The sequence below is a fragment of the Salinigranum rubrum genome, from assembly GCF_002906575.1.
Taxonomy (GTDB): Archaea; Halobacteriota; Halobacteria; order Halobacteriales; family Haloferacaceae; genus Salinigranum; species Salinigranum rubrum.
Genome location: NZ_CP026309.1, coordinates 2,816,341 through 2,834,450 on the forward strand (window position 1 = coordinate 2,816,341; position 18,110 = coordinate 2,834,450).

The window sequence follows — 18,110 nt, forward strand, 5'->3', positions numbered from 1 at the left end:
GTCGAACTTCCGAACACGCTGGTCTCCGACATCGACGGTCGTATCCGAGGTACGGCCTTCGAGTCGGCCGGCGAGTACATCACGTTCGTCCTCGAAGAGGTGCTACTCGAACTCGACGAGGCGTCGGAACCGAACGGGGAGACCCTCGACGAGGACGAGGTCGAAGAACGACTCCAGGCGCTCGGCTATCTGGACAAGTGAGGAACGATGGCCCGAAACATCGTCCTGATCACGGCAGACAGCATTCGTGCCGACCACTGCGGGTTTATGGGGTACGATGCGGAGACGACTCCGACGCTCGATCGGCTTGCGGACGACGGTCTCGTGTTCGAGTCGGCGATCGCTCCCGGACCGTCGACGACGCAGTCGATGCCTGCGATCTTCACGGGCGACTACCCAGTCAAACGGGAGACGGACACGTCGTCGGAACTGAAGGCCAGACGCGAGTTCTTCCAGCCGCACATGCGAGCCCGCCAGACCATCCCCGACCAACTCGCGCGTGACGGGTACGAAACGGGCGGGTTCACGCCGAACCCGTACACGTCGCGGTTCACCGGCTTCGACGAGGGGTTCGATCACTTCGAGGACTTCATCTCCGACTCGCGTTCGTCGTTCTACGAGTTCCTCTTCGAGAAGATCGACACGCTCGGCCCGGTCGTCTCGCTGGCTCGGATGGGGCTCAACGCGGTGAAACAAGAGGAGGTGTTCAAGCCGTGGGAGAACTACTACGGCGAGATCGAGGCGTGGCTCTCGGACGCCGAGGAGCCGTACTTCCTCTGGGTCCACCTGATGGATCCGCACTTCCCGTTCCTCGTCCCGTCGGAGTACCGGTCGCAGTCGTGGGTGCGGATGCACGAGGCGAACTGGAAGTTCTGGCAGGCGCTCCGTAACGGCACGTCGCTCGACGAGCGGACGACGGAGCGGCTGCTCACGGCGTACGACGACACGCTCCGGTACACGGACGCGTTCGTCGAACGGCTGTACGAGGACGTCGCCGACACCGACCCGATCGTCGTCTTTCACGGCGACCACGGCGAGGGGTTCGGAGAACACGGCTCGTACAGCCACGGTTACGACCTCTACCAGGAGAACATCCACGTCCCGTTCCTCGTGTCCGGCGCCGAACGCGGGACGGTCGAGGCGCCCGTGACGCTCGAAGAGCTCCCGGGGATGATTCACGCCCTCCGTCAGGGTGATTCCCTCGACGCGTTCGGGAGACCGTACGTCGTCTCGCAGACGCTCGACGCCTCGAACGTCGCGGTCGTCGGGTCGTCGTGGAAATACATCGGCGATGCCGACTCGTCGGCGCTTTACTCGCTCGCGGCGAACGAGCACGAGACGATCGACAACGAGGACCTGCTCGACCTGTGCGAGGCTATCGTCCGGCAGCGGACGTCCCAGCAGGACACCCAGGGCGCGACCATCTCCGCGGTCGGGCGCGCCTCGATTCAGCCGTCCTGATGCACAGAGCGACTCAATCCGGCGACTAATCGCCCATGCCGCCGTAGCCGAACTCGCCGTATCCCTGTGAACCTAAGGTGGCCTCAGGTGTGGGTGTCGGCGTCACGGTCGGCGTGGGGGTCGGCGTGACGACCGCCTGCGTGAACTCGATCCAGCCGAAGGTGAAGTCGCCGTCGAGCGACTCGATACGGAGGATCTGCAGCCCCTCGGCGCTGATATCGACGCCGCTGAGAGTGACGGACGTCCAGTTCTTCCATCCGTTCGTGTTCGGCACCTCGATGACGCCGAGCGCCTCACCGCCGAGCGTGACCCGAATCCGCTTTCCGCTCCGGGCCGACGAGACCCGCAGGGAGACGTCGTACGTCCCCGCGGTGACGTCGACGGTGTACTCGAGCCACTCGTCGCTCGCCGTCCATCCGATGCTGTAGTCGCCGGACGCCTCGCCGGACAGTTCGATGTCCGGACCGGCAGCGCGGTACTCCCCGAGTCGGTTCACGTCGTCGGTGTCGCTGAACGCGACGTCCTGTCCGCCCTCGTCGAAGTCTTCGGCCTGGATGCGTCCCGGAATCGCCCGTGCGGCCCCACCGTACGGCGTCTGTCCGGGTTCGACCTCGGGGACACGCGTGACGAACCGAACCCAGTTGAGGTTGAAGCCACTGCCGACAGCCTCCACGCGGAGGACGTGTTCCCCGTCCGTGCTGACCTCGAGATTCGGGAGCGTCACGGTTTGCCAGTTCTGTGACCCGCCCGTTTCGGGAACGTCGACGACGCCGAGTTCACTGCCGTCGAGGAGGACGCGCAGTTTGCGGTCGGTTCCCCACGAGGCGACGCGAGCCTCGAAGTCGTACGACCCCGCCGGAAGTGTGATCGTGTATTCGAGCCACTCCCCGTCTTTGATCCAGCCGACGTTGTAGCCGTTGTCGTCGGCCGTCCGCTCGATGTCGACCCCACCGTCCCTGTACGCGCCGCCCTGGTTCGAGTCAGTGGTGTCGTGATACGCGACGCCTTCGCCTCCCTCGTCGTACTGCTCTGCCTCGATGCGGTCCGTTCCGTCCCGCACCGTCCCGTAGTAGGGGGATTGCTCGGGTACCGGCGTGGGTGTCGGCGTCGCCGTCGGTTCGGGCGTCGGCGTCGCCGTCGGTTCGGGCGTCGGCGTCGCCGTCGGCTCAGGAGTGATGTTCTGTGCGTCCTGCACGGTGAGCGTGTACGGGCCGCTCCCGGACTGAACGTCGACGACCTGCACGAAATACGTCCCGGCTTTCGGCGCCGAATCGAGGTCGATCCGCTCTGGCTGACCCGTTCCGACGTATTTGAGGTTGAGGTAGTCGCCGTCGGAGTCGTACAGGATAAGCGCCGTGATGCCGTCGTCCTCGTCCCGGTCCAACTCGATAACGACCGTCTGGCCGGCGGCCGCCTCGAACGCGTACCAGTCGACCTCTGCCGGCGTCAGCGCCGCCGACACGGTCGACCCGAGACTGACCTTGTCCGCCGTCGCCTGTCGGTCGTTCGACTCGGACTCGCTCGTGGGGTGAGGTCCTGAACCGTGCCGGAGAACCCGCTCACGGTGAGCGACCCCTGCTGTTCGAAGACCTGATTGCCGCCGTAGCCGTAGATTCCCATCCGCGTCGCGTCCGGTACCGTGGCCCCGTTCGACTGGTTGGTTATCGCCGCTGCCGCCGCGACCGAGAGCCCGGCCATCTTCAGATACGACCGGCGACTCAACCGAACGGTATCGTCTTGGCTAGCTTGGTCTGGTTCTTCGGATTGTTCCCTTCTCATGAGGGTCACGAGACGGAGATTAAAGTTAAGCGTTCAGTTTAAAATATCAAATCAGATATCTACCTAGCTAGCATCGATAATTGAGGCATTCACGCCCTTTTGAGACAATCAAAACAGATTTTAACGACGTTGTAACGAGTCGCTTCGACGACATCGAGTCGCGTTCTCCCGGTCCCGACTCCGCCCGTCGTTTATCCGTGCCGACGACCGTTCGGCGTCGGTTCCCGCGTCGCGCGACGCCGGGAAACGAGCGCGGGAGTTCACTCACCGCGGCCGTGGCCGGTTCACCGGGAAGGACGGTCCATCATCCGGCGAAATTTGCGTGAACGCGCGTGTCACCGGAGCGGACGGGGCAGTTAACTAGTCGTTAGACTGGGGTAACTGGACTATACCGATATAGCGCGCACCCAATCGTTCAAGCACATCAAACGTTCACGATGGCAGGATACCAGATCTTGTCCAATAGACTTGCCAACGGTTAAGAGAGCAGGATTCATCCCGCCAAATGCCCCCAATACATGCACATACATGGTTCCCTACCCGAAACCGAACGTCTCGGCCGACTCGTATCGACGGCCGTGCGGACTCACCAGCTAATATGACACGGGAGATCGTCTCTCCGGCGCCCACGGCCGAAACCACCTGTTCGGTCGTCGTCGGCATCCCCGCGTACAACGAGGAAGCGACCATCGAGGACATCGTCACCGAGGCGCACGCGTACGTCGATGACGTGATCGTCGTCGACGACGGAAGCAGCGACCGAACGGCGGCGCTCGCGCGTACCGCCGGAGCGACGGTCGTCGAACACGGGCAGAACCGGGGCTACGGCTCCGCCCTCCAGACGATATTCACGGAGGCTGACGAGCGCGACGTCGACCACCTCGCGATCCTCGATGCCGACGGGCAACACGACCCGAGCGACCTCGCCAGAATCGTCGAAGCCCAGCACTCGACCGGTGCATCGGTCGTCATCGGGAGTCGGTTCGCACCGGGGTCCGAGAGCGACGCCCCCCTGTACCGTCGCTTCGGCCTGAGCGTGATCAACACGCTCACCAACTTCGGGCTGCAGTTGGCGTACGCGACCCCGCGCATCAGTGACACACAGAGCGGCTTCCGGATCTACGACGCCGACGCGATCGCGACGATGAGCCAGTCGGAGACGCTCGGTGAGGGGATGGACGCCAGTATCGACATCCTCTTCGAGGCCGCCGAGGCCGGCCACGAAATCGTCGAAGCCCCGATCAACATCACGTACGACGTCCAGGACGCGAACACGCACAATCCAGTGGTTCAGGGCCTCGTGCTGCTCGTGAACATTTTCTCGCGGGTGTACAACGAGCGTCGGCTGGGTTGATCGCCCCAGTTCGTCGAGCGAGGTGAGTCCGACGGGAGGGCGACCGACGTGAACAGCCGTCGAACGGTCTCAGAGACGTGTGACGTTCGTTCGGAGTGGAGACTGCGTGCGACGAACGCTCGGCCGACACGAGAACGACCGGACTGTGACCCTAACCCTGGACGACGGCCATGATGCGCTGAAAGACGATGTACCCGAACACGAGGAGGGCGGGGACCGTGACCAACCGGAACAGCGACCACCACCGTCGGCTCGTCTGCGGGGGCGCAAACAGGAACCCGATGACGAGAAAGCCGATAAACGAGACGGTGAAGTAGAGTTCGACGGTGTAGGCGCCGATGAACACGAGCAGTCCGTACGCGATTCCCAGCCACACCGCTACGACGACAGGAACCAACTGCCCTCGGGTGAGACTCATTCCGTCGGATTCGGCTGTGTCCCAATCGACCATCGTATCAGTTCCACGTGTTAGCACCGGTACGTTCCGGGTGCGTATTTATCCTGTGTATTCGTCCCGCGGAGCGGACGACGGTTCCGAGCAGCGACTCCCCCGTCTGACGAGACGCCACCCGTCGCGCCAGCGATCGATAGTCACACGGGGCAAGCGGGTCGCACACGCTATCGAGGCGGGCGATTTATTATCCGGTAGGCGGACGGAAGGGACAGAATGCGCTTTCGGCACGAGCGAATCGACTCACATCCGCCCTGTGATCACCTCGGGTTCTGTCTGACGACAGACCTCACCGGAAGCGGTCGTCCGGACGTCATCGTCGGCGGGCACGGCCCGTTCGGACGAGAGCCCATCACCTCCGACGACCCGCCGCTTCGACGGCTCCGTTCGCTGATCGAACGGCGCTTCCGTGCGGTCCACGAGACACAGACCAAGCTCTTCTGGTACGAGAATCCCGGGTGGGAACGGCACGTAATCTCACCCGACCCGACGCTCAAACTCGACGTCGCCGGGACCCTCCACGACGTCTCCGGCAACGGCCGCCTCGACATCGTCGCCGGGGAGGGACTCAACGACCACGACATCTACTGGTTCGAACAGCCCACGGACCCCAGAGCGGAGTGGTCGAAACACCACGTCACGAGCCGGTTCGAGAAGTATCACGACGTCGCGTTCGGCGACGTCGACGGCGACGGGGACGCCGAGTTGGTCGGGTTGTCACAGGAGAGCGAGACGGTGTTTTACTACGACGTCCCCGACGACCCGTTCCAGGAACCGTGGCCCGATTCGCATCTCACCGTCGTCGACGACGACATCCGCGTCGAGGGGCTGGCGATCGTCGACGTCGACGACGACGGGCGAAACGAGATCCTCGCCGGGACGCAGATCTATCACCAGCCCTCGTCGGCCGGTCAGGAGTGGACGCGCGAGGCGGTTGCGACGGGCTGGGACGACAACCGGGTCGCGGTCGCCGACCTCGACGGCGACGGAGAGCTCGAACTCGTCTACTCCGAGGGGGACTCGCCGGCGCTCGGCTCCCGCCTGGGACGCGTCGCCTGGTTCGACCGAGACGGCGACGACTGGACCGGGACGTTCCTCCACGAGGAGCTCGTCAACCCACACTCGCTTCAGGTCGGCGACTTCACCGGCTCCGGTTCCGTCGACATCTACGTGGCCGAGATGGGTATCAGCGACAACGAGAACCCGACACACTACCTCTTCGTGAACGACGGAGAGTGTCAGTTCGAAGAGCGGGTCGTCGCCGACGGCGTCGCCACCCACGAGGCCAAGGCCGTCGATATGAACGACGACGGTCGGTTGGACGTCGCCGGGAAGTCGTACGGTCCGACCCTCCAGACCGCCCACGTGGACGTCTGGTACAACGAACCCTAACCGGGAGCGGACGCGGGGACGGTTGACCCCGGTCGGACTCGAACTCGGAGGCGGGGTGGTAGCCGCGCTGGACGGAGAAACGAGGGACATCGTCGAGTACCCCATCCCGTCTCCACCGCCAGGGTCGATTCCAGACGTGTTCCGAAGGGTCGACGACCCGCTGTTCTCCGTCTCGGTCGACGAACTCTACGACGCTCCGTCAGTACGGGAGTGGCTTCGGACACAGCCACAACGACACGATATCTGGGGCGGACATCCCGATGGCGACAGCCCCGTACACTATCGCTCCTCCGACCTCAGCGGGTTCGACTGGGTCGTCTTCGTCGACGAGACGTCGCCGCTATCGCTCGGAGAAAGCGCTCGAACGGAGCCGTCTCCGCGGAGAACGCGTCTGAGAATACGCGTCTTCGGTGAGCCCGTCCGTCTCTCAGGGGTACCGCTGTCGGAGTGACGACTCGACTCGTTCACCCGTTCTCCTCCCGAGATAATAAATATCTAATTCATAATCATAGCCTTTATTATTTTGTTGTATAGAATTAATAATCAGATGACGCCCCTCACTCGACGGAAGGCGCTCCACAGTGCCGGCGCGAGCATGGTCGCGGTTGCAGGTATCGCCGGTTGTCTCGGTCGGAGCGAGGGTGGAACGCTCGACGCCCTCTCTGTCGCGTACGTGCCGATCTATCCGAACATGCAACACTACGTAATGGCCGAGGAGGGCTACTACGACGAGGTCCCGGCCGACGTCACGTTCGAACGCTTCAGTTCCGGCCCGAGTGTCGTGAAGGCGTTTGCCAGCGGCGACGTGGACGTCGCCCTGTTCGGCATCACCCCGGCGATGGTGCTCGTCGACAAGGGAACCCGGGCCGGAATCCTCGCAGCGAACTCCCGGAACGGCTTCAAAATCATGGCGACGGCCGAAATCGCCGACCTGTTCGAAGAAGAAGGCCCGGCCACCTTCGCGCGGTTCGAACACGCCGAGGGGCGCAAGATCCGATTCGGGGCCCCACCGGACGGAAGCGTCCCTGACATCGTCCTCCGGTACTGGGTCCAGGAGGCCCTCGGCGTCGGCGAGATGGAGTCCGTCATCGCCAAGTCGACGGTCCCGCCAGCGAAGGCAGTCCAGACCATTCAGTCCGGGGACATCGACGCGACGGTCGTGCAAGAGCCCTTCGCGACGATCATCGGCCAGGACGACGCGTTCGATGAACTCGCGTGGTCCGGCAGCGTCCTCGAAGATCATCCCGTCACGGTGCTGTTCGCGAACCAGCGGGTGATCGACGCCAGCGAGGTCGCCCAATCGCTGGTCGAACAGCACGTCGCGGCGACCGAGTTCACGACCGAATCGCCGGACATCGCTGCCAGCCACGCCGCGTCCGTGATCGGTGCCGGGGTGAACGAGGACCTCGCTGCGGCGGCGATGCAGTCCCGCGCCGCCGATTTCCTCTCCAATCCGCACACCGTCACCGACCAGGCAGCGACGATGGGCGAGTTCGTCGCGAGCGTCGGCAACATCGACGAGCCAGTCCCGACGGAGGACCTGTTCGCCGTCGAGGCCTACGACGCGCTCCAGTCATGAGTCTCAGGACGGGTGTCAGCACCGAGACGACCGAGCCCACCCGGTTCGAGAGCGAACTCCGTCGACATCTCCGGGGGCTCGGCGGCCTCGGCATCTTTCTCGCCGTCTGGTGGGTCGGCGCGGCGACGACCCAGCCGTCGTACCTCGTGCCGGGGCCGCTCGACTCGACCCGGGCGTTCCTCGAACTGTTCGCGACCTCGACCTCCGTCGTCGTGCCCGTCGTGCGTGCCGAGGTCGTCCTCCCGACTGGGCTCGCACACCTCGCACAGACGCTGTTTCACTACGTTCCCGGGTTGCTCCTCGGGGCGACTGCCGGGATCGGTCTCGGACTGGCGACGGGTTGGAACGAGACCCTCGACGACTGGATACAGCCGCTCGTTCGGGTGCTTCGCCCGATTCCCCCGCTGGCGTGGATCGTCTTCGCCATCGTGTGGTTCGGGATTCACCACACCGGCGCGGCGTTCATCGTCTTCGTCGGGGCGTTCTGGATCAACTTCTACGGCGCCTACGGAGGGGTGGAAGGCGTCTCGGGCGAGTTGACGGACGCCGCCTCGACGCTCGGCGTCGAGCGTGACCTCTCGATGCTACGACTCGTCGCGCTGCCGAGCGCCGCGCCTCAGGTGTTGACCGGGTTCCGGACGAGCATCGGTCGCTGCTGGATGATCGTCGTCGGGGCCGAACTGTTCGGCGCGCCCGGCGTCGGCTACGAAATCGTCAACGCCTCGAACAACCTCGCGATGGCGACCAGCGTCGCCTACATGTTTCTCATCAGCCTCGCCTTCCTGTGTATGGACGTCGGCTTTCGACTCGTCGAGCGGAGGGTTCTCGCGTGGCGCTGAGTCGCGCCTCCGCGTCCGAACGGGAGGCCGGCGGGGAGATCACCGTCCGGAACGTCAGTAAAACGTACGACTCGACGCAGGCGCTCGCAGACGTCTCGTTTTCCGTGGCGAAAGGCGAGTTCTGCTGCGTCGTCGGCCCGTCTGGCTGTGGAAAGACCACGCTGCTGCGGACGATTGCTGGGCTCGAAACGCCCGATAGCGGGTCAGTGCTCGTCGGCGAGGACCCGGTCACCGGTCCCGGTCTCGACCGGGGGATGGTGTTTCAGGAGTACGCGCTGTTCCCGTGGCGGACCGTGCGCGGCAACGTCCGGTTCGGCCTTGATCGGCCCGCGTGTGACTGTCCGGACTGCGAGGCGCGAGTCCGAGAACTGATCGACCTCGTCGGGCTCGACGGGTTCGAGCGCGCGTACCCGAAGGAACTGTCGGGGGGATGAAACAGCGCGTCGGGATCGCCCGCGCGCTCGCCGTCGATCCGGCGATCCTGCTGATGGACGAACCGTTCGGGAGTGTCGACGCCCGTACTCGGGACCGGCTACACGGCGAACTGCTCGACATCTGGTCACAGACGGCTCAAACCGTCCTGTTCGTCACCCACGACATCGACGAGGCGGTAACGCTGGCTGATCGGGTCATCGTCATGGACGCCGACCCCGGCACCGTCCACTCGACCGTCTCCATCGACCTAGCGCGCCCGCGCGAACGGACGGCTCACGACTTCGTCGACTACGTCGCACGGATCAGGGACCACCTCGGAGGTCCACGTAGCACAGGCTGCTGATGTTGCCAGCTCTACGTAACGAATAGCTGCGGAAGCGTTGGAGGTACGGCCGACTCGTTATCAACTGTATTCGTTCTCACCCCGAATAATTATTATCTGTATCCATCTAACAATGGCAAATTTATTATATTCGACGGATGAATTAGTAACATAGATATGGCACACATCCATCTCGGTGAAGGCTCGTTCCCGCTGTGGGCGCTCGTGCTGTGGACGACCCTCGGTGTCGCACTCGTTAGCGCGGTCGTCTACCGGGTCCGAAAGGGCGGAGTTGAGACCCACCAGATCGCCCTCGCCGGAATCGGCGCGGCGGCGAGTTTCGCGATCTTCCAGCTGAACATCCCCGTGTGGGGCGGCATTCACATGAATCTCACCGGCCTCGTGGGCATTCTCGCTGGGCCGTTGCTCGGTGCGCTTATCGCGCTGGTGGTCAACATCTTCTCGGCCGCGCTTGGCCACGGCGCTGTCGGCCTGCTCGGGGCTAACACGCTGGTGAACGCCTCCGAAGCGATCGTCGCCTACTACGCGTTCAAAGCCCTGCTGCGGATGGACTGGGACGTCTTCCCCGCCGGTGCGAGCGCTGCGACGCTTGGCCTCTCGGCTGGAGCCGTCCTGATGGGCGCTATCATCGTCATCAGTGGCGTGAACGGCAGCGCGCTGCCCCGCGGAGACCTGACCATTGCCGTCGCCGGCTTAGTCGGGCTCAACCTCGGCGTCGCCGTCATCGAGGGGGTCCTGACCGGCTTCGTCGTCCAGTTCCTCGCCTCGGTTCGGCCCGACCTCGTCGGCCTCGCAGACCGCACCGCCGGTGAGGAGTCCACCGGGGTGACCGCCTGATGGACCGCTGGAAGCAGTACGGCGGGCTCGCCGGGTTGTTCGCAGTCTGCCTCGCTGCCGGTCTCTGGGGGTTCACCTCGACCGGCGGCGCACTCCCCTGGGCCAATCGCTCCGCACAGGCGCTCCAACGTGGGGTCCAGCAGAGCGGCGGTGCACTCGTCGACACCGGTCGCGGCATCGTCGTCGCCGGTCCGATCCGCAACGGCGGAATGATGCTCGAGTTCGTCGGCGTCGTCGTCTTGCTCGCGGTCATCGGGATTGGCCTGTACGTGTACGCCGACCGCTACCGTGAGCACGATGAGTCGGACCGTGCGACCCGGTGACCGTGACGACTCTCTCGAACCACGTCCCGGACCCGCGGCTCATCACGGCCTACGCCGAGCACCGTGAGGGGCCGCTCCACCGGGTCAACCCGTGGACGAAGGTCGGGGTCGTCGGCGCGCTCGTCCTCGCAGTGACCGTCGTCGACAGCCTCGCGGTACTCGCGGGCCTCTACGCAGCGACGCTCGCGGTCTACGGGATTTCCGGGCTCCCGTACGGACGGCTCGTCTACTGGTACACGCTGCCGTTGCTGTTCGTCGTCTCGGTGGCGGGACCGCTCGCGTTCCTCGAACCAGGGGTACCGATCGGCGGGGCGCTCGCCACCCCGGTCGGAGAGCTGTCGGTCACGTGGGCAGGCGCTTCGCTGTTCGGGGAGCTGACCTGCCGGTCGCTCACCGTCGCCACGTTCGCGCTGACCACGACGATGACCACCCGGTACGCCGACATCGCCTATCTGCTCGGTCGCCTCCTCCCCCGACCGGTCGACCAGGTCGCCCTCCTCACCTACCGGTTCACGTTCGTCATGATCGAGACGCTCGAGGACCTGGTGAAGGGCGTGCTCGCCCGCGGCGCATCCCTCTCGGAGTTCTGGGCGAACCGCAGGACCTACGCTCGGATCCTCGGGATGACGCTGCTGACGGCGATCGAGCGCTCAGAACGGCTCGTCAAGTCGATGGAGGCCCGCGGCTACGATGGCGACATCACGCTGTACGGCGACGTCCCGCGTCCGCCGCCTCGTGAACTCTTCGTCGTGGTCGCCTGCTACGCCGGCGTCGTGCTCTACGGACTCGTCGCGGTCTATGGGGTGGTCCAGCTATGAGCGCCGACCACGCGGGGGAACGGACGCCGCTGGTCGACCTCCAGTGCGAAGCCCACACGTACCCAGACGGGACGGTCGGGATGCACGACGTCGACTTCTCCGTACACCACGACGAGGTGGTCGCGCTCGTCGGGGGCAACGGGGCGGGCAAGTCGACGCTCCTCGAACATCTGAACGCGACGCTGGTGCCCGACGAGGGCGAACTCGTCGTCGGCGGCACGGCGATCACCGAGGATAACAAGGCATACGCCCGGAGGGAGGTCGGGTTCGTCTTTCAGGATGCCGACACCCAACTGGTCGCTCCCACGGTGCTGGACGACGTGATGTTCGGTCTCCAGAACTACGGCGTGTCGGGAGAGGAGGCCAAACGACGAGCACGTGAAGCACTGGCGACTGTCGACGCCGCACACCTCGAAGAGCGAATCCCGCACTATCTCAGCGGTGGTGAAAAACGCCTCGTTGGCCTCGCCGGCGTGCTCGTGTTGGAACCGAGCGTGGTCGTCCTCGACGAGCCGCTGGCGGGCCTCGACCCGGAACGCTCGCTGTTGGTCGCCGACCGGATCCGTCAGATCCACCGGGAGGGTATCAGCGTGGTGGTGTCGACCCACGATCTCGAGTTCGCCGCCGAAATCGCCGACCGGGTCTGCGTGATGGCAGCGGGCAACGTCGTCGGAAGCGGGACGCCCCGAGAGGTGTTCTACGACGACGCGCTGCTGGAGCGGGCGAACCTCCACCCGCCAGCGGCGGTCCGCATCGCCCGGAACGCGGGGCTCGATACCAGCACTCAGCCAGTCACAGAAGCCGACCTCGTGACGCTCCTCGCCGACCGCGCTGCTGCGTCCGGGACAGTTCGAGCGGGGTCGCTCGATTGCAGCGGCGGAGACTGAGCGCCTCCTCTGGCGGCTCACACGACTACGTCTCGGGTGACGGGTACCGAGCCGTTCACTCGGTGGATTCCGCGGACGTGGGTGAAGTTCGTGGTCGTGGATGTGGTCGCCCAGCGCATCGGTATCCTCGGACCCCGGTCTGCGCGCGGTCGATACCTGCCGACGACGCCCCGTCACCGCCGAGAGGAGCGTTCCGCTGCGTGTGAAGCGTGGACACGGTGATCCGGTAGCGTCGCAGTTGTGACGGTGAGAACGGCTCGACCGATACGCCCTCCCTGGTCAGCAGGCAGTGCCGCTCAGAATCGGGACGGTCCCGAGTCTCGACAAGGCTATTTTTAAATATGTGGTTTCCACAGGTCCTACCAGTGACATACGACGTGGCACTCGTCGGTACCGGTGCGGACCCCGACGACCCCAGCACGGACGGGTTCGCGATGGCGTACCGTCACGCACGGGCGTACAGTCGGTTGGAGTCGTGTCGTGTCGCCGCCTGTGCGGACATCGTCATCGAGAACGCACGACGGTTCGCGGCGGAGTATGACATCGACGAGGACGGGGTGTTCAGAGAGTACGAGACGATGCTCGAGGAGGCCGAACCCGACATCGTCAGCGTCTGTGTCCCGCCGGCGATTCACGCGGACATCGTCATCGGCTGTGCGGAGAGTGACGTCCCGCAAGCGATTCACTGCGAGAAGCCGATGGCCGGCACGTGGGGCGAGTGCCGCGAGATGGCCCGCGTCTGCGACGAACACGACATCCAACTCACGTTCAACCACCAGCGACGGTTCGGTCACCCGTTTCGGAAGGCGAAGGTCCTGGTCGACGACGGCTCGATCGGACGGCTCGAACGCATCGAGGTCGGCGGGAAAAACCTGTACGACTACGGGTCGCACCTGTTCGATCTCTGTGGGTACTTCACGGAACAGGAGCCGGTCGAGTACGTGCTCGGTCAGATCGACTACTCCGAAGAGAACGTCCAGTTCGGGATGCACAACGAGAACCAGTCCATCGTCCAGTGGCGGTACGAAAACGGCGTGGGAGGGATGGCGTCGACCGGAGCCGAGAGTCTCCTCCGGAGCCAGATGCGACTCGTCGGTGACGACGGCGTCATCGAAATCGGGCACGAGGACGGACCACCGCTTCGGTTCCGGTCGAGTTCGACCACGGGATGGATGGCCGTCGATACCGAGGGCGATACGGTTCACGGCCCGACGAGCAGTCGGGCCTCCGCCGCCGTCCGGTTCGTCGCCGACAGGCTTCCGCTCGTCCCCGCCGACCGCCTCGTTCCGGAGCCGTCCACGTTCGTGGACCGAGCCATCGCGGACGTCGTCGCATCGCTGGCCGAGTCGCGCGAGTCGGAACTCTCGGCGAGTAACGCGCTGCAGGCGACGGAACTTATCTTCGCGGCGTGGGAGTCCGCCCGTCGACGCGGACGGGTGGACCTCCCGCTCGACGTCGAAACGAACCCGCTCGAAGAGATGGTTACCGACGGTCACCTCCCGGTTCAGCCGTCGTCGAGTGCCTCGTCTTCGTGAGCGAACCGCTCGTTCAATCCCCAGTGGCGGTTACCGACTCGCCGCGCGGGACTGCCGCCCTGTGGGACGATACCCTCAACCGGGAAAGCAGCGTGAGACAGAAAGTACCGAATATTTAAACGACTGGACACAAACAACCAGATGAGTGGAAAGGGAAGGATGGACATCAGCGTTGTAATACCAACGTTAAAACCACGGGGAGAGGTAGAGGCGATAGAACACCTCGAGCAGGGGGATTTCGACGACTACGAAGTCCTCATACAGGACGAGTATCCCGTCACGAAGGCCCGCAACGAGGGAGCGAGGGCGGCCCAAGCGGAAAAAATCGTCTTCATAGACGATGACTCCCGACCGCGGGAGGGTTATCTGCGCCGTGTCTCGGAGGCGCTCGAGACGGAGGACGCGCTCTCGGGGCGCACGGTTCACCCGCATAACGACATCTTCGAGAGTGAACTGACGAGTCACTACGACTTCGGCGACGAACCGCGGTACATCAACCGGTTCTGGGGGTGCAACATGGCGATCCGAAAGGAGGTACTCGCGGACGTCGGCTGGTGGGACGAGGAGATGGGCTGGGGACACGAGGAGAAGGAACTCGCCGACAGGGTCATCGAGCGGTATCGGATCTACTACGAACCCGAGGCGGTGGTCGACCACCCGTACGCCAACTCGATCTCGGACTACTGGCTGAAGCAGTACAAACTCGAAAAACAGACCCCGTACTACTGGGATCGACGGGGAATGCCGGTGCAGCAACAGTGGCTCGCCGTCATCAAATCGATACTCAACCCGCTTCACTACGTTCGTCGAACCCCGAAGCTCACGCTGGTGAAAGCCGGTGGGACGCTCGCGCGTGGGGCCGGGCGCATCATGGGGCTCGCCTCGAAACGACGGTCCCAGCGATAATCTGATCGTTCGGTATCTCTTTGACACACATATTACGTGGGAAGCTGGAGATTCGTGCGCTCAAGACGGAGTGGGATCGGATCGGGCCAGAAGGCTTTTACTGACGTACGGCCTCGGAAAAAGTAGAACAAGTGACAGGAAAACCGAACGATAGCGAAGATTACGAAACGAATTCAGACCAACGCGCCCTCCCCGCCCACAGATAACCGATGCACATCCAGCATAGCGGCAGCCACGCACGGGCTAGCCCTCTCTCCCCTCGCCCCTCCAACACATGAATCGCTTCCGTCAAGCCCTCCCGTTAGACCTGCTACGCAGTCGAGGAAGTTCGTCCAACCAGCGGTGGTGGGTGACGACACTGGTCGTCATAACGGCGCTCGTCGAGTTCGTCGAGGTATGGCGACTGACTTCGGCGTACGAACGACCGCCGATGACTCCAGATGCGGGTGTCTTTCAGCACATCGGATGGCACCTGGCGAACGGGGGACGACTCTACGTCGACGTGTGGGAGCCCAAACTACCGTTGCCGTTCGAGACCACGGCGATTCTCTCGCTGATCGCTGGCGACGACATGTACCTCTACCAGTATCTCAACGTCGGGTTGATGGTGCTCGCGGTCATCGGAATCGTCCTCCTCGTCGGTGCACTCACTCACCAGTTGACGGGCAACGCGTTCGCGAGCACTGTCGCCGGGTTCTCCATGCTGCTCCTCCCGGGCTTCGCGATTCGCCCGGCGTACGGGTTCAAAGCCAAGTATCTGCTTCTCCTCACTGGTCTACTCGCGATCTATCTGATTCTCAACGACCATCCCTTCGCGAGCGGGGCCCTGGCCGCCGCGAGCGTCGGCTACTGGCAACTCGGTGCCATCTTTCCGCTGCTCGTGGTCGGACTCGCGTTCCACCGGTCGGACGTGCGGACGGCCGGTGCCGTCGTACTCGGGGGGTCGTCTTCACCGTCGTCATGCTCGCCCCGACCGTCGTGTTGTGGCACTCGACCTCGGAGATGGTCGCACAGGTGGTGCTGATTCCGATGCTGGCCGACGACAGCGCGAGGCTCTTCGAGCGTCTCGTCGCCGGCGTCGTTCACTTCAAGTGGGCGTCCCCGTTCGTCCTCCTCGGAGTGTACGGGCTCTGGCGCGGGGCACGCGATCAACTAGAACGTGAAGACTGGTGGCTTCTCGTCGGTGCGGGCTGGTTCGGATTCGTCATCCTGTTCGTCGACTTCGACGTCGGGGGATACACCGATCTGATTCCGGGGCTCGCGTTCGTCGCAATCGGCGTCGGCCTCCTGTCGGCGAAACTGACGACGGAGCGACTGCGGTACGCGCTGACGGCCGCGCTCGTGAGCGTCGTCGTGGTGAACCTCGTCGCGTTCGGCTCCGTCGGACTGGTGTTCCCCGCCACGGATACGCCTGCGCCCGTCCCGATGGACGACCTCCGCACGAACGAGCGTGCGCTCGAACTCTCGGCCGTCTCGGACGACACCCACGACGTCAGGTACTACTACTGGAACCGAGAGGTGCCCGAGACGTGCCACTACCGGCTCTCGCTGATGGAGGTCAACTGGCTGCAGTCAGTCGGAGGCGGCGACCTATCGGGCTGTAGTGACCTCCAGGAGGTCCGGGCGGTTCAACGCGACCGCGGGAGCGGGGGGCTGCTCCACCTCCTGTGACGGCGACGCCGTCCGGTCGGGGCTCGAATCGGAGTCGATGCGGCCGCGGGGGAAACAGTGCGGGGCCCTCGGAATCGTCCGAGAGCCGGAGCCGCTTGTGACGGCGCGAGCGCTTCGTTCTCTCGAACCGCTCGTCCCCGAGACGGTGTACCCGGCAGGGAGCGGTGCCGTGCCGCTCGGGTGACGCCTGCTGGCCGAATCGTTCGAGGGGCCGACGTACTTCGGGGAACGTTCATCGCCGAACGGGTCGTCTCCGGTGACGGTAGCGCCCGTTCGCCCACGAGGCACAGTCGGAGTCCGAGACGCTCACCGTCCGACCGGAACCGCGGCGCTCTCGTGTGGCACTGAGGCAGGCGGCCCTACCTGTGCCGAGTGACGCTATCGACGCCGTCGGGCCGCTCAGTGTTCGAGTTCGACCTCTGGGTTGACCTCTATCTGATCGACGGTGAACGTCTCCTCGCCGATCCAGTCACCGCGGCGCTGTGTGAGGTGGTTCAGGTGGACGACGTCCTTCGTCTGCTCTAAGTGATACTGCCCGCCCCGCTCGCCGAGGAGCGGAACGGCGCCGTCGCGGTCGGGGGACCGGTCGTCGACGATGAGGAGTCGTTTGTGCGTCTGGTTCTCTACGGGGACCTTGACCAGGTCACCGGGGACCAAGGTGGTGATGTCTTCGATCATACGTGGTGACGTGAAGCGCACCTGCACGTCCGTGCTCGCGCCCGACGCTCGCCGAACAGCACCCGAGGGACGGGCGCTGTCGCTGACGGAGGGGCCGGACGACTGTGGAATGGAGGGGAGCACGTTGTCAGGGGCCGACCCACGTTTCGGGGCGTGAATTTATAAAATTGACACATTCTGGCCGAGGCGCACGTCAACACAGTCTCTCCTGAAGCAGTGGCGATGCGACTGCGTCGGTGCTGCTGAACCGCGAACGACGGTCGGCGGGCCGGAGCCACGACCACGACCGGCAGGTGAGAGCGAGTCGGTGAGCGTCCCCTATAGACGTGTCTCCCGCTCACCACGTGGGCCACGTGTCAGAGGCAGGCACCACCCTTTTGACCGGGAGCGGTGACACGGTGACGTATGGAACGCGAGACGTTTCCGGTGCGCGTAACTCCCGAACCGTGGGCCGAATGCCCGTACTGTGGGTCGGAAGAGGTCGTCGTCGACGTTCGCTTGGAGGACGGTCACGTCCAACGAATGGACTTCTTCTGCCGTGACTGCGAGGGAGCGGACGAGATCGAGGGAGTCAGCGAGCAGGCCGAGAGCGACTAGGAGTCCGACGGAGCGGGTCACCACCACCGAGCGCTCCACAGCCTACTCGGGAGTTCGACAAGTCCGTACTTGAAGAGCCTACTTGTGTAGGTGAAACCGCAATAAAGGAGTGGGTTGGGGCAGATTTGAACTGCCGGCCTCCTCCATGTCAAGGAGGTGTCATAACCAGACTAGACCACCAACCCATCCGGTTGCGTGCGGCGTTCGTCTCGAACGCATTACTCC

18 protein-coding genes, 1 tRNA gene and 2 pseudogenes are annotated in these 18,110 nt (G+C 64.4%); 16 read left to right on the forward strand and 5 right to left on the reverse strand.

The features are described 5' to 3' along the window. The first annotated feature begins 207 nt into the window (after nt 1–207). Complete coding sequence (locus tag C2R22_RS13835; protein WP_103426274.1) at nt 208–1,461, forward strand: sulfatase; 1,254 nt, start codon at nt 208–210, stop codon at nt 1,459–1,461. Between the two features lie 25 nt (nt 1,462–1,486). Here the strand turns inward: C2R22_RS13835 and C2R22_RS13840 are convergent, their stop codons facing one another. Further along, nucleotides 1,487–2,923: a carbohydrate-binding domain-containing protein gene (locus tag C2R22_RS13840; RefSeq protein WP_103426275.1), complete on the reverse strand. Its 1,437-nt coding sequence runs from the start codon at nt 2,921–2,923 to the stop codon at nt 1,487–1,489. Further along, a complete protein-coding gene (locus tag C2R22_RS13845; RefSeq protein ID WP_162562500.1) occupies nt 2,908–3,240 on the reverse strand; it encodes a hypothetical protein in 333 nt (110 codons plus the stop codon). Before C2R22_RS13845 ends, C2R22_RS13840 begins: the two co-directional genes overlap by 16 nt. Before the next feature lie 598 nt (nt 3,241–3,838). Here C2R22_RS13845 and C2R22_RS13850 point away from each other — a divergent pair. Next, nucleotides 3,839–4,594 (forward strand): glycosyltransferase family 2 protein, encoded by a 756-nt coding sequence (locus C2R22_RS13850; protein WP_162562501.1) that lies wholly within the window; start codon nt 3,839–3,841, stop codon nt 4,592–4,594. Between the two features lie 151 nt (nt 4,595–4,745). On the opposite strand, the gene C2R22_RS13855 is transcribed toward C2R22_RS13850, so the two are convergent. Then, nucleotides 4,746–5,045 carry a hypothetical protein gene (locus C2R22_RS13855; protein WP_162562502.1) on the reverse strand — a complete coding sequence of 100 codons (300 nt, stop codon included), beginning with the start codon at nt 5,043–5,045 and terminating at the stop codon, nt 4,746–4,748. Nucleotides 5,046–5,261: 216 nt separating this feature from the next. Here C2R22_RS13855 and C2R22_RS13860 point away from each other — a divergent pair, with 216 nt between their 5' ends. The 13 genes and pseudogenes from C2R22_RS13860 (at nt 5,262) to C2R22_RS13920 (ending at nt 16,610) form a co-directional block, all read left to right on the forward strand. Further along, nucleotides 5,262–6,437 carry an FG-GAP repeat domain-containing protein gene (locus C2R22_RS13860; protein ID WP_103426279.1) on the forward strand — a complete coding sequence of 392 codons (1,176 nt, stop codon included), beginning with the start codon at nt 5,262–5,264 and terminating at the stop codon, nt 6,435–6,437. A 13-nt stretch (nt 6,438–6,450) separates the two neighbouring features. Further along, nucleotides 6,451–6,888, forward strand: a pseudogene (locus C2R22_RS13865) (erythromycin esterase family protein); the annotation flags it as partial. 96 nt (nt 6,889–6,984) lie between these two features. Beyond that, a complete protein-coding gene (locus tag C2R22_RS13870) occupies nt 6,985–8,016 on the forward strand; it encodes an ABC transporter substrate-binding protein (protein WP_103426281.1) in 1,032 nt (343 codons plus the stop codon). Further along, nucleotides 8,013–8,855: an ABC transporter permease gene (locus C2R22_RS13875; protein ID WP_103426282.1), complete on the forward strand. Its 843-nt coding sequence runs from the start codon at nt 8,013–8,015 to the stop codon at nt 8,853–8,855. The genes C2R22_RS13870 and C2R22_RS13875 overlap by 4 nt, the downstream gene beginning before the upstream one ends. A gap of 104 nt (nt 8,856–8,959) precedes the next feature. Continuing rightward, nucleotides 8,960–9,633, forward strand: a pseudogene (locus C2R22_RS13880) (ABC transporter ATP-binding protein). Between the two features lie 156 nt (nt 9,634–9,789). Then, nucleotides 9,790–10,470, forward strand: coding sequence for an energy-coupling factor ABC transporter permease (locus C2R22_RS13885; RefSeq protein WP_103426283.1), 681 nt, complete (start codon nt 9,790–9,792; stop codon nt 10,468–10,470). Then, nucleotides 10,470–10,793: a cobalamin transport operon protein gene (locus C2R22_RS13890; protein ID WP_103426284.1), complete on the forward strand. Its 324-nt coding sequence runs from the start codon at nt 10,470–10,472 to the stop codon at nt 10,791–10,793. The genes C2R22_RS13885 and C2R22_RS13890 overlap by 1 nt, the downstream gene beginning before the upstream one ends. 2 nt (nt 10,794–10,795) lie before the next feature. After that, nucleotides 10,796–11,611, forward strand: coding sequence for an energy-coupling factor transporter transmembrane component T family protein (locus C2R22_RS13895; RefSeq protein ID WP_103426285.1), 816 nt, complete (start codon nt 10,796–10,798; stop codon nt 11,609–11,611). Next, nucleotides 11,608–12,498, forward strand: a complete 891-nt coding sequence (locus C2R22_RS13900) for an energy-coupling factor ABC transporter ATP-binding protein (protein ID WP_103426286.1) — start codon at nt 11,608–11,610, stop codon at nt 12,496–12,498. The genes C2R22_RS13895 and C2R22_RS13900 overlap by 4 nt, the downstream gene beginning before the upstream one ends. 365 nt (nt 12,499–12,863) lie before the next feature. Continuing rightward, nucleotides 12,864–14,033 (forward strand): Gfo/Idh/MocA family protein, encoded by a 1,170-nt coding sequence (locus C2R22_RS13905; RefSeq protein WP_103426287.1) that lies wholly within the window; start codon nt 12,864–12,866, stop codon nt 14,031–14,033. Between the two features lie 141 nt (nt 14,034–14,174). After that, nucleotides 14,175–14,939, forward strand: coding sequence for a glycosyltransferase family 2 protein (locus C2R22_RS13910; protein WP_245902770.1), 765 nt, complete (start codon nt 14,175–14,177; stop codon nt 14,937–14,939). Nucleotides 14,940–15,369: 430 nt separating this feature from the next. After that, complete coding sequence (locus C2R22_RS13915) at nt 15,370–15,963, forward strand: DolP-mannose mannosyltransferase (RefSeq protein WP_162562503.1); 594 nt, start codon at nt 15,370–15,372, stop codon at nt 15,961–15,963. After that, nucleotides 15,900–16,610 carry a hypothetical protein gene (locus C2R22_RS13920; protein ID WP_103426290.1) on the forward strand — a complete coding sequence of 237 codons (711 nt, stop codon included), beginning with the start codon at nt 15,900–15,902 and terminating at the stop codon, nt 16,608–16,610. The genes C2R22_RS13915 and C2R22_RS13920 overlap by 64 nt, the downstream gene beginning before the upstream one ends. A 399-nt stretch (nt 16,611–17,009) precedes the next feature. Here C2R22_RS13920 and C2R22_RS13925 read toward each other — a convergent pair whose 3' ends face one another. After that, nucleotides 17,010–17,288, reverse strand: a complete 279-nt coding sequence (locus C2R22_RS13925; RefSeq protein WP_103426291.1) for a hypothetical protein — start codon at nt 17,286–17,288, stop codon at nt 17,010–17,012. Between the two features lie 405 nt (nt 17,289–17,693). On the opposite strand from C2R22_RS13925, the gene C2R22_RS13930 reads away from it, so the two are divergent. Beyond that, entirely contained in the window at nt 17,694–17,885 is a 192-nt protein-coding gene (locus tag C2R22_RS13930) for a hypothetical protein (RefSeq protein ID WP_103426292.1), read from the forward strand. 110 nt (nt 17,886–17,995) lie between these two features. Here C2R22_RS13930 and C2R22_RS13935 read toward each other — a convergent pair. Then, nucleotides 17,996–18,070, reverse strand: a tRNA-Val gene (locus C2R22_RS13935). Nucleotides 18,071–18,110 lie beyond the last annotated feature (40 nt).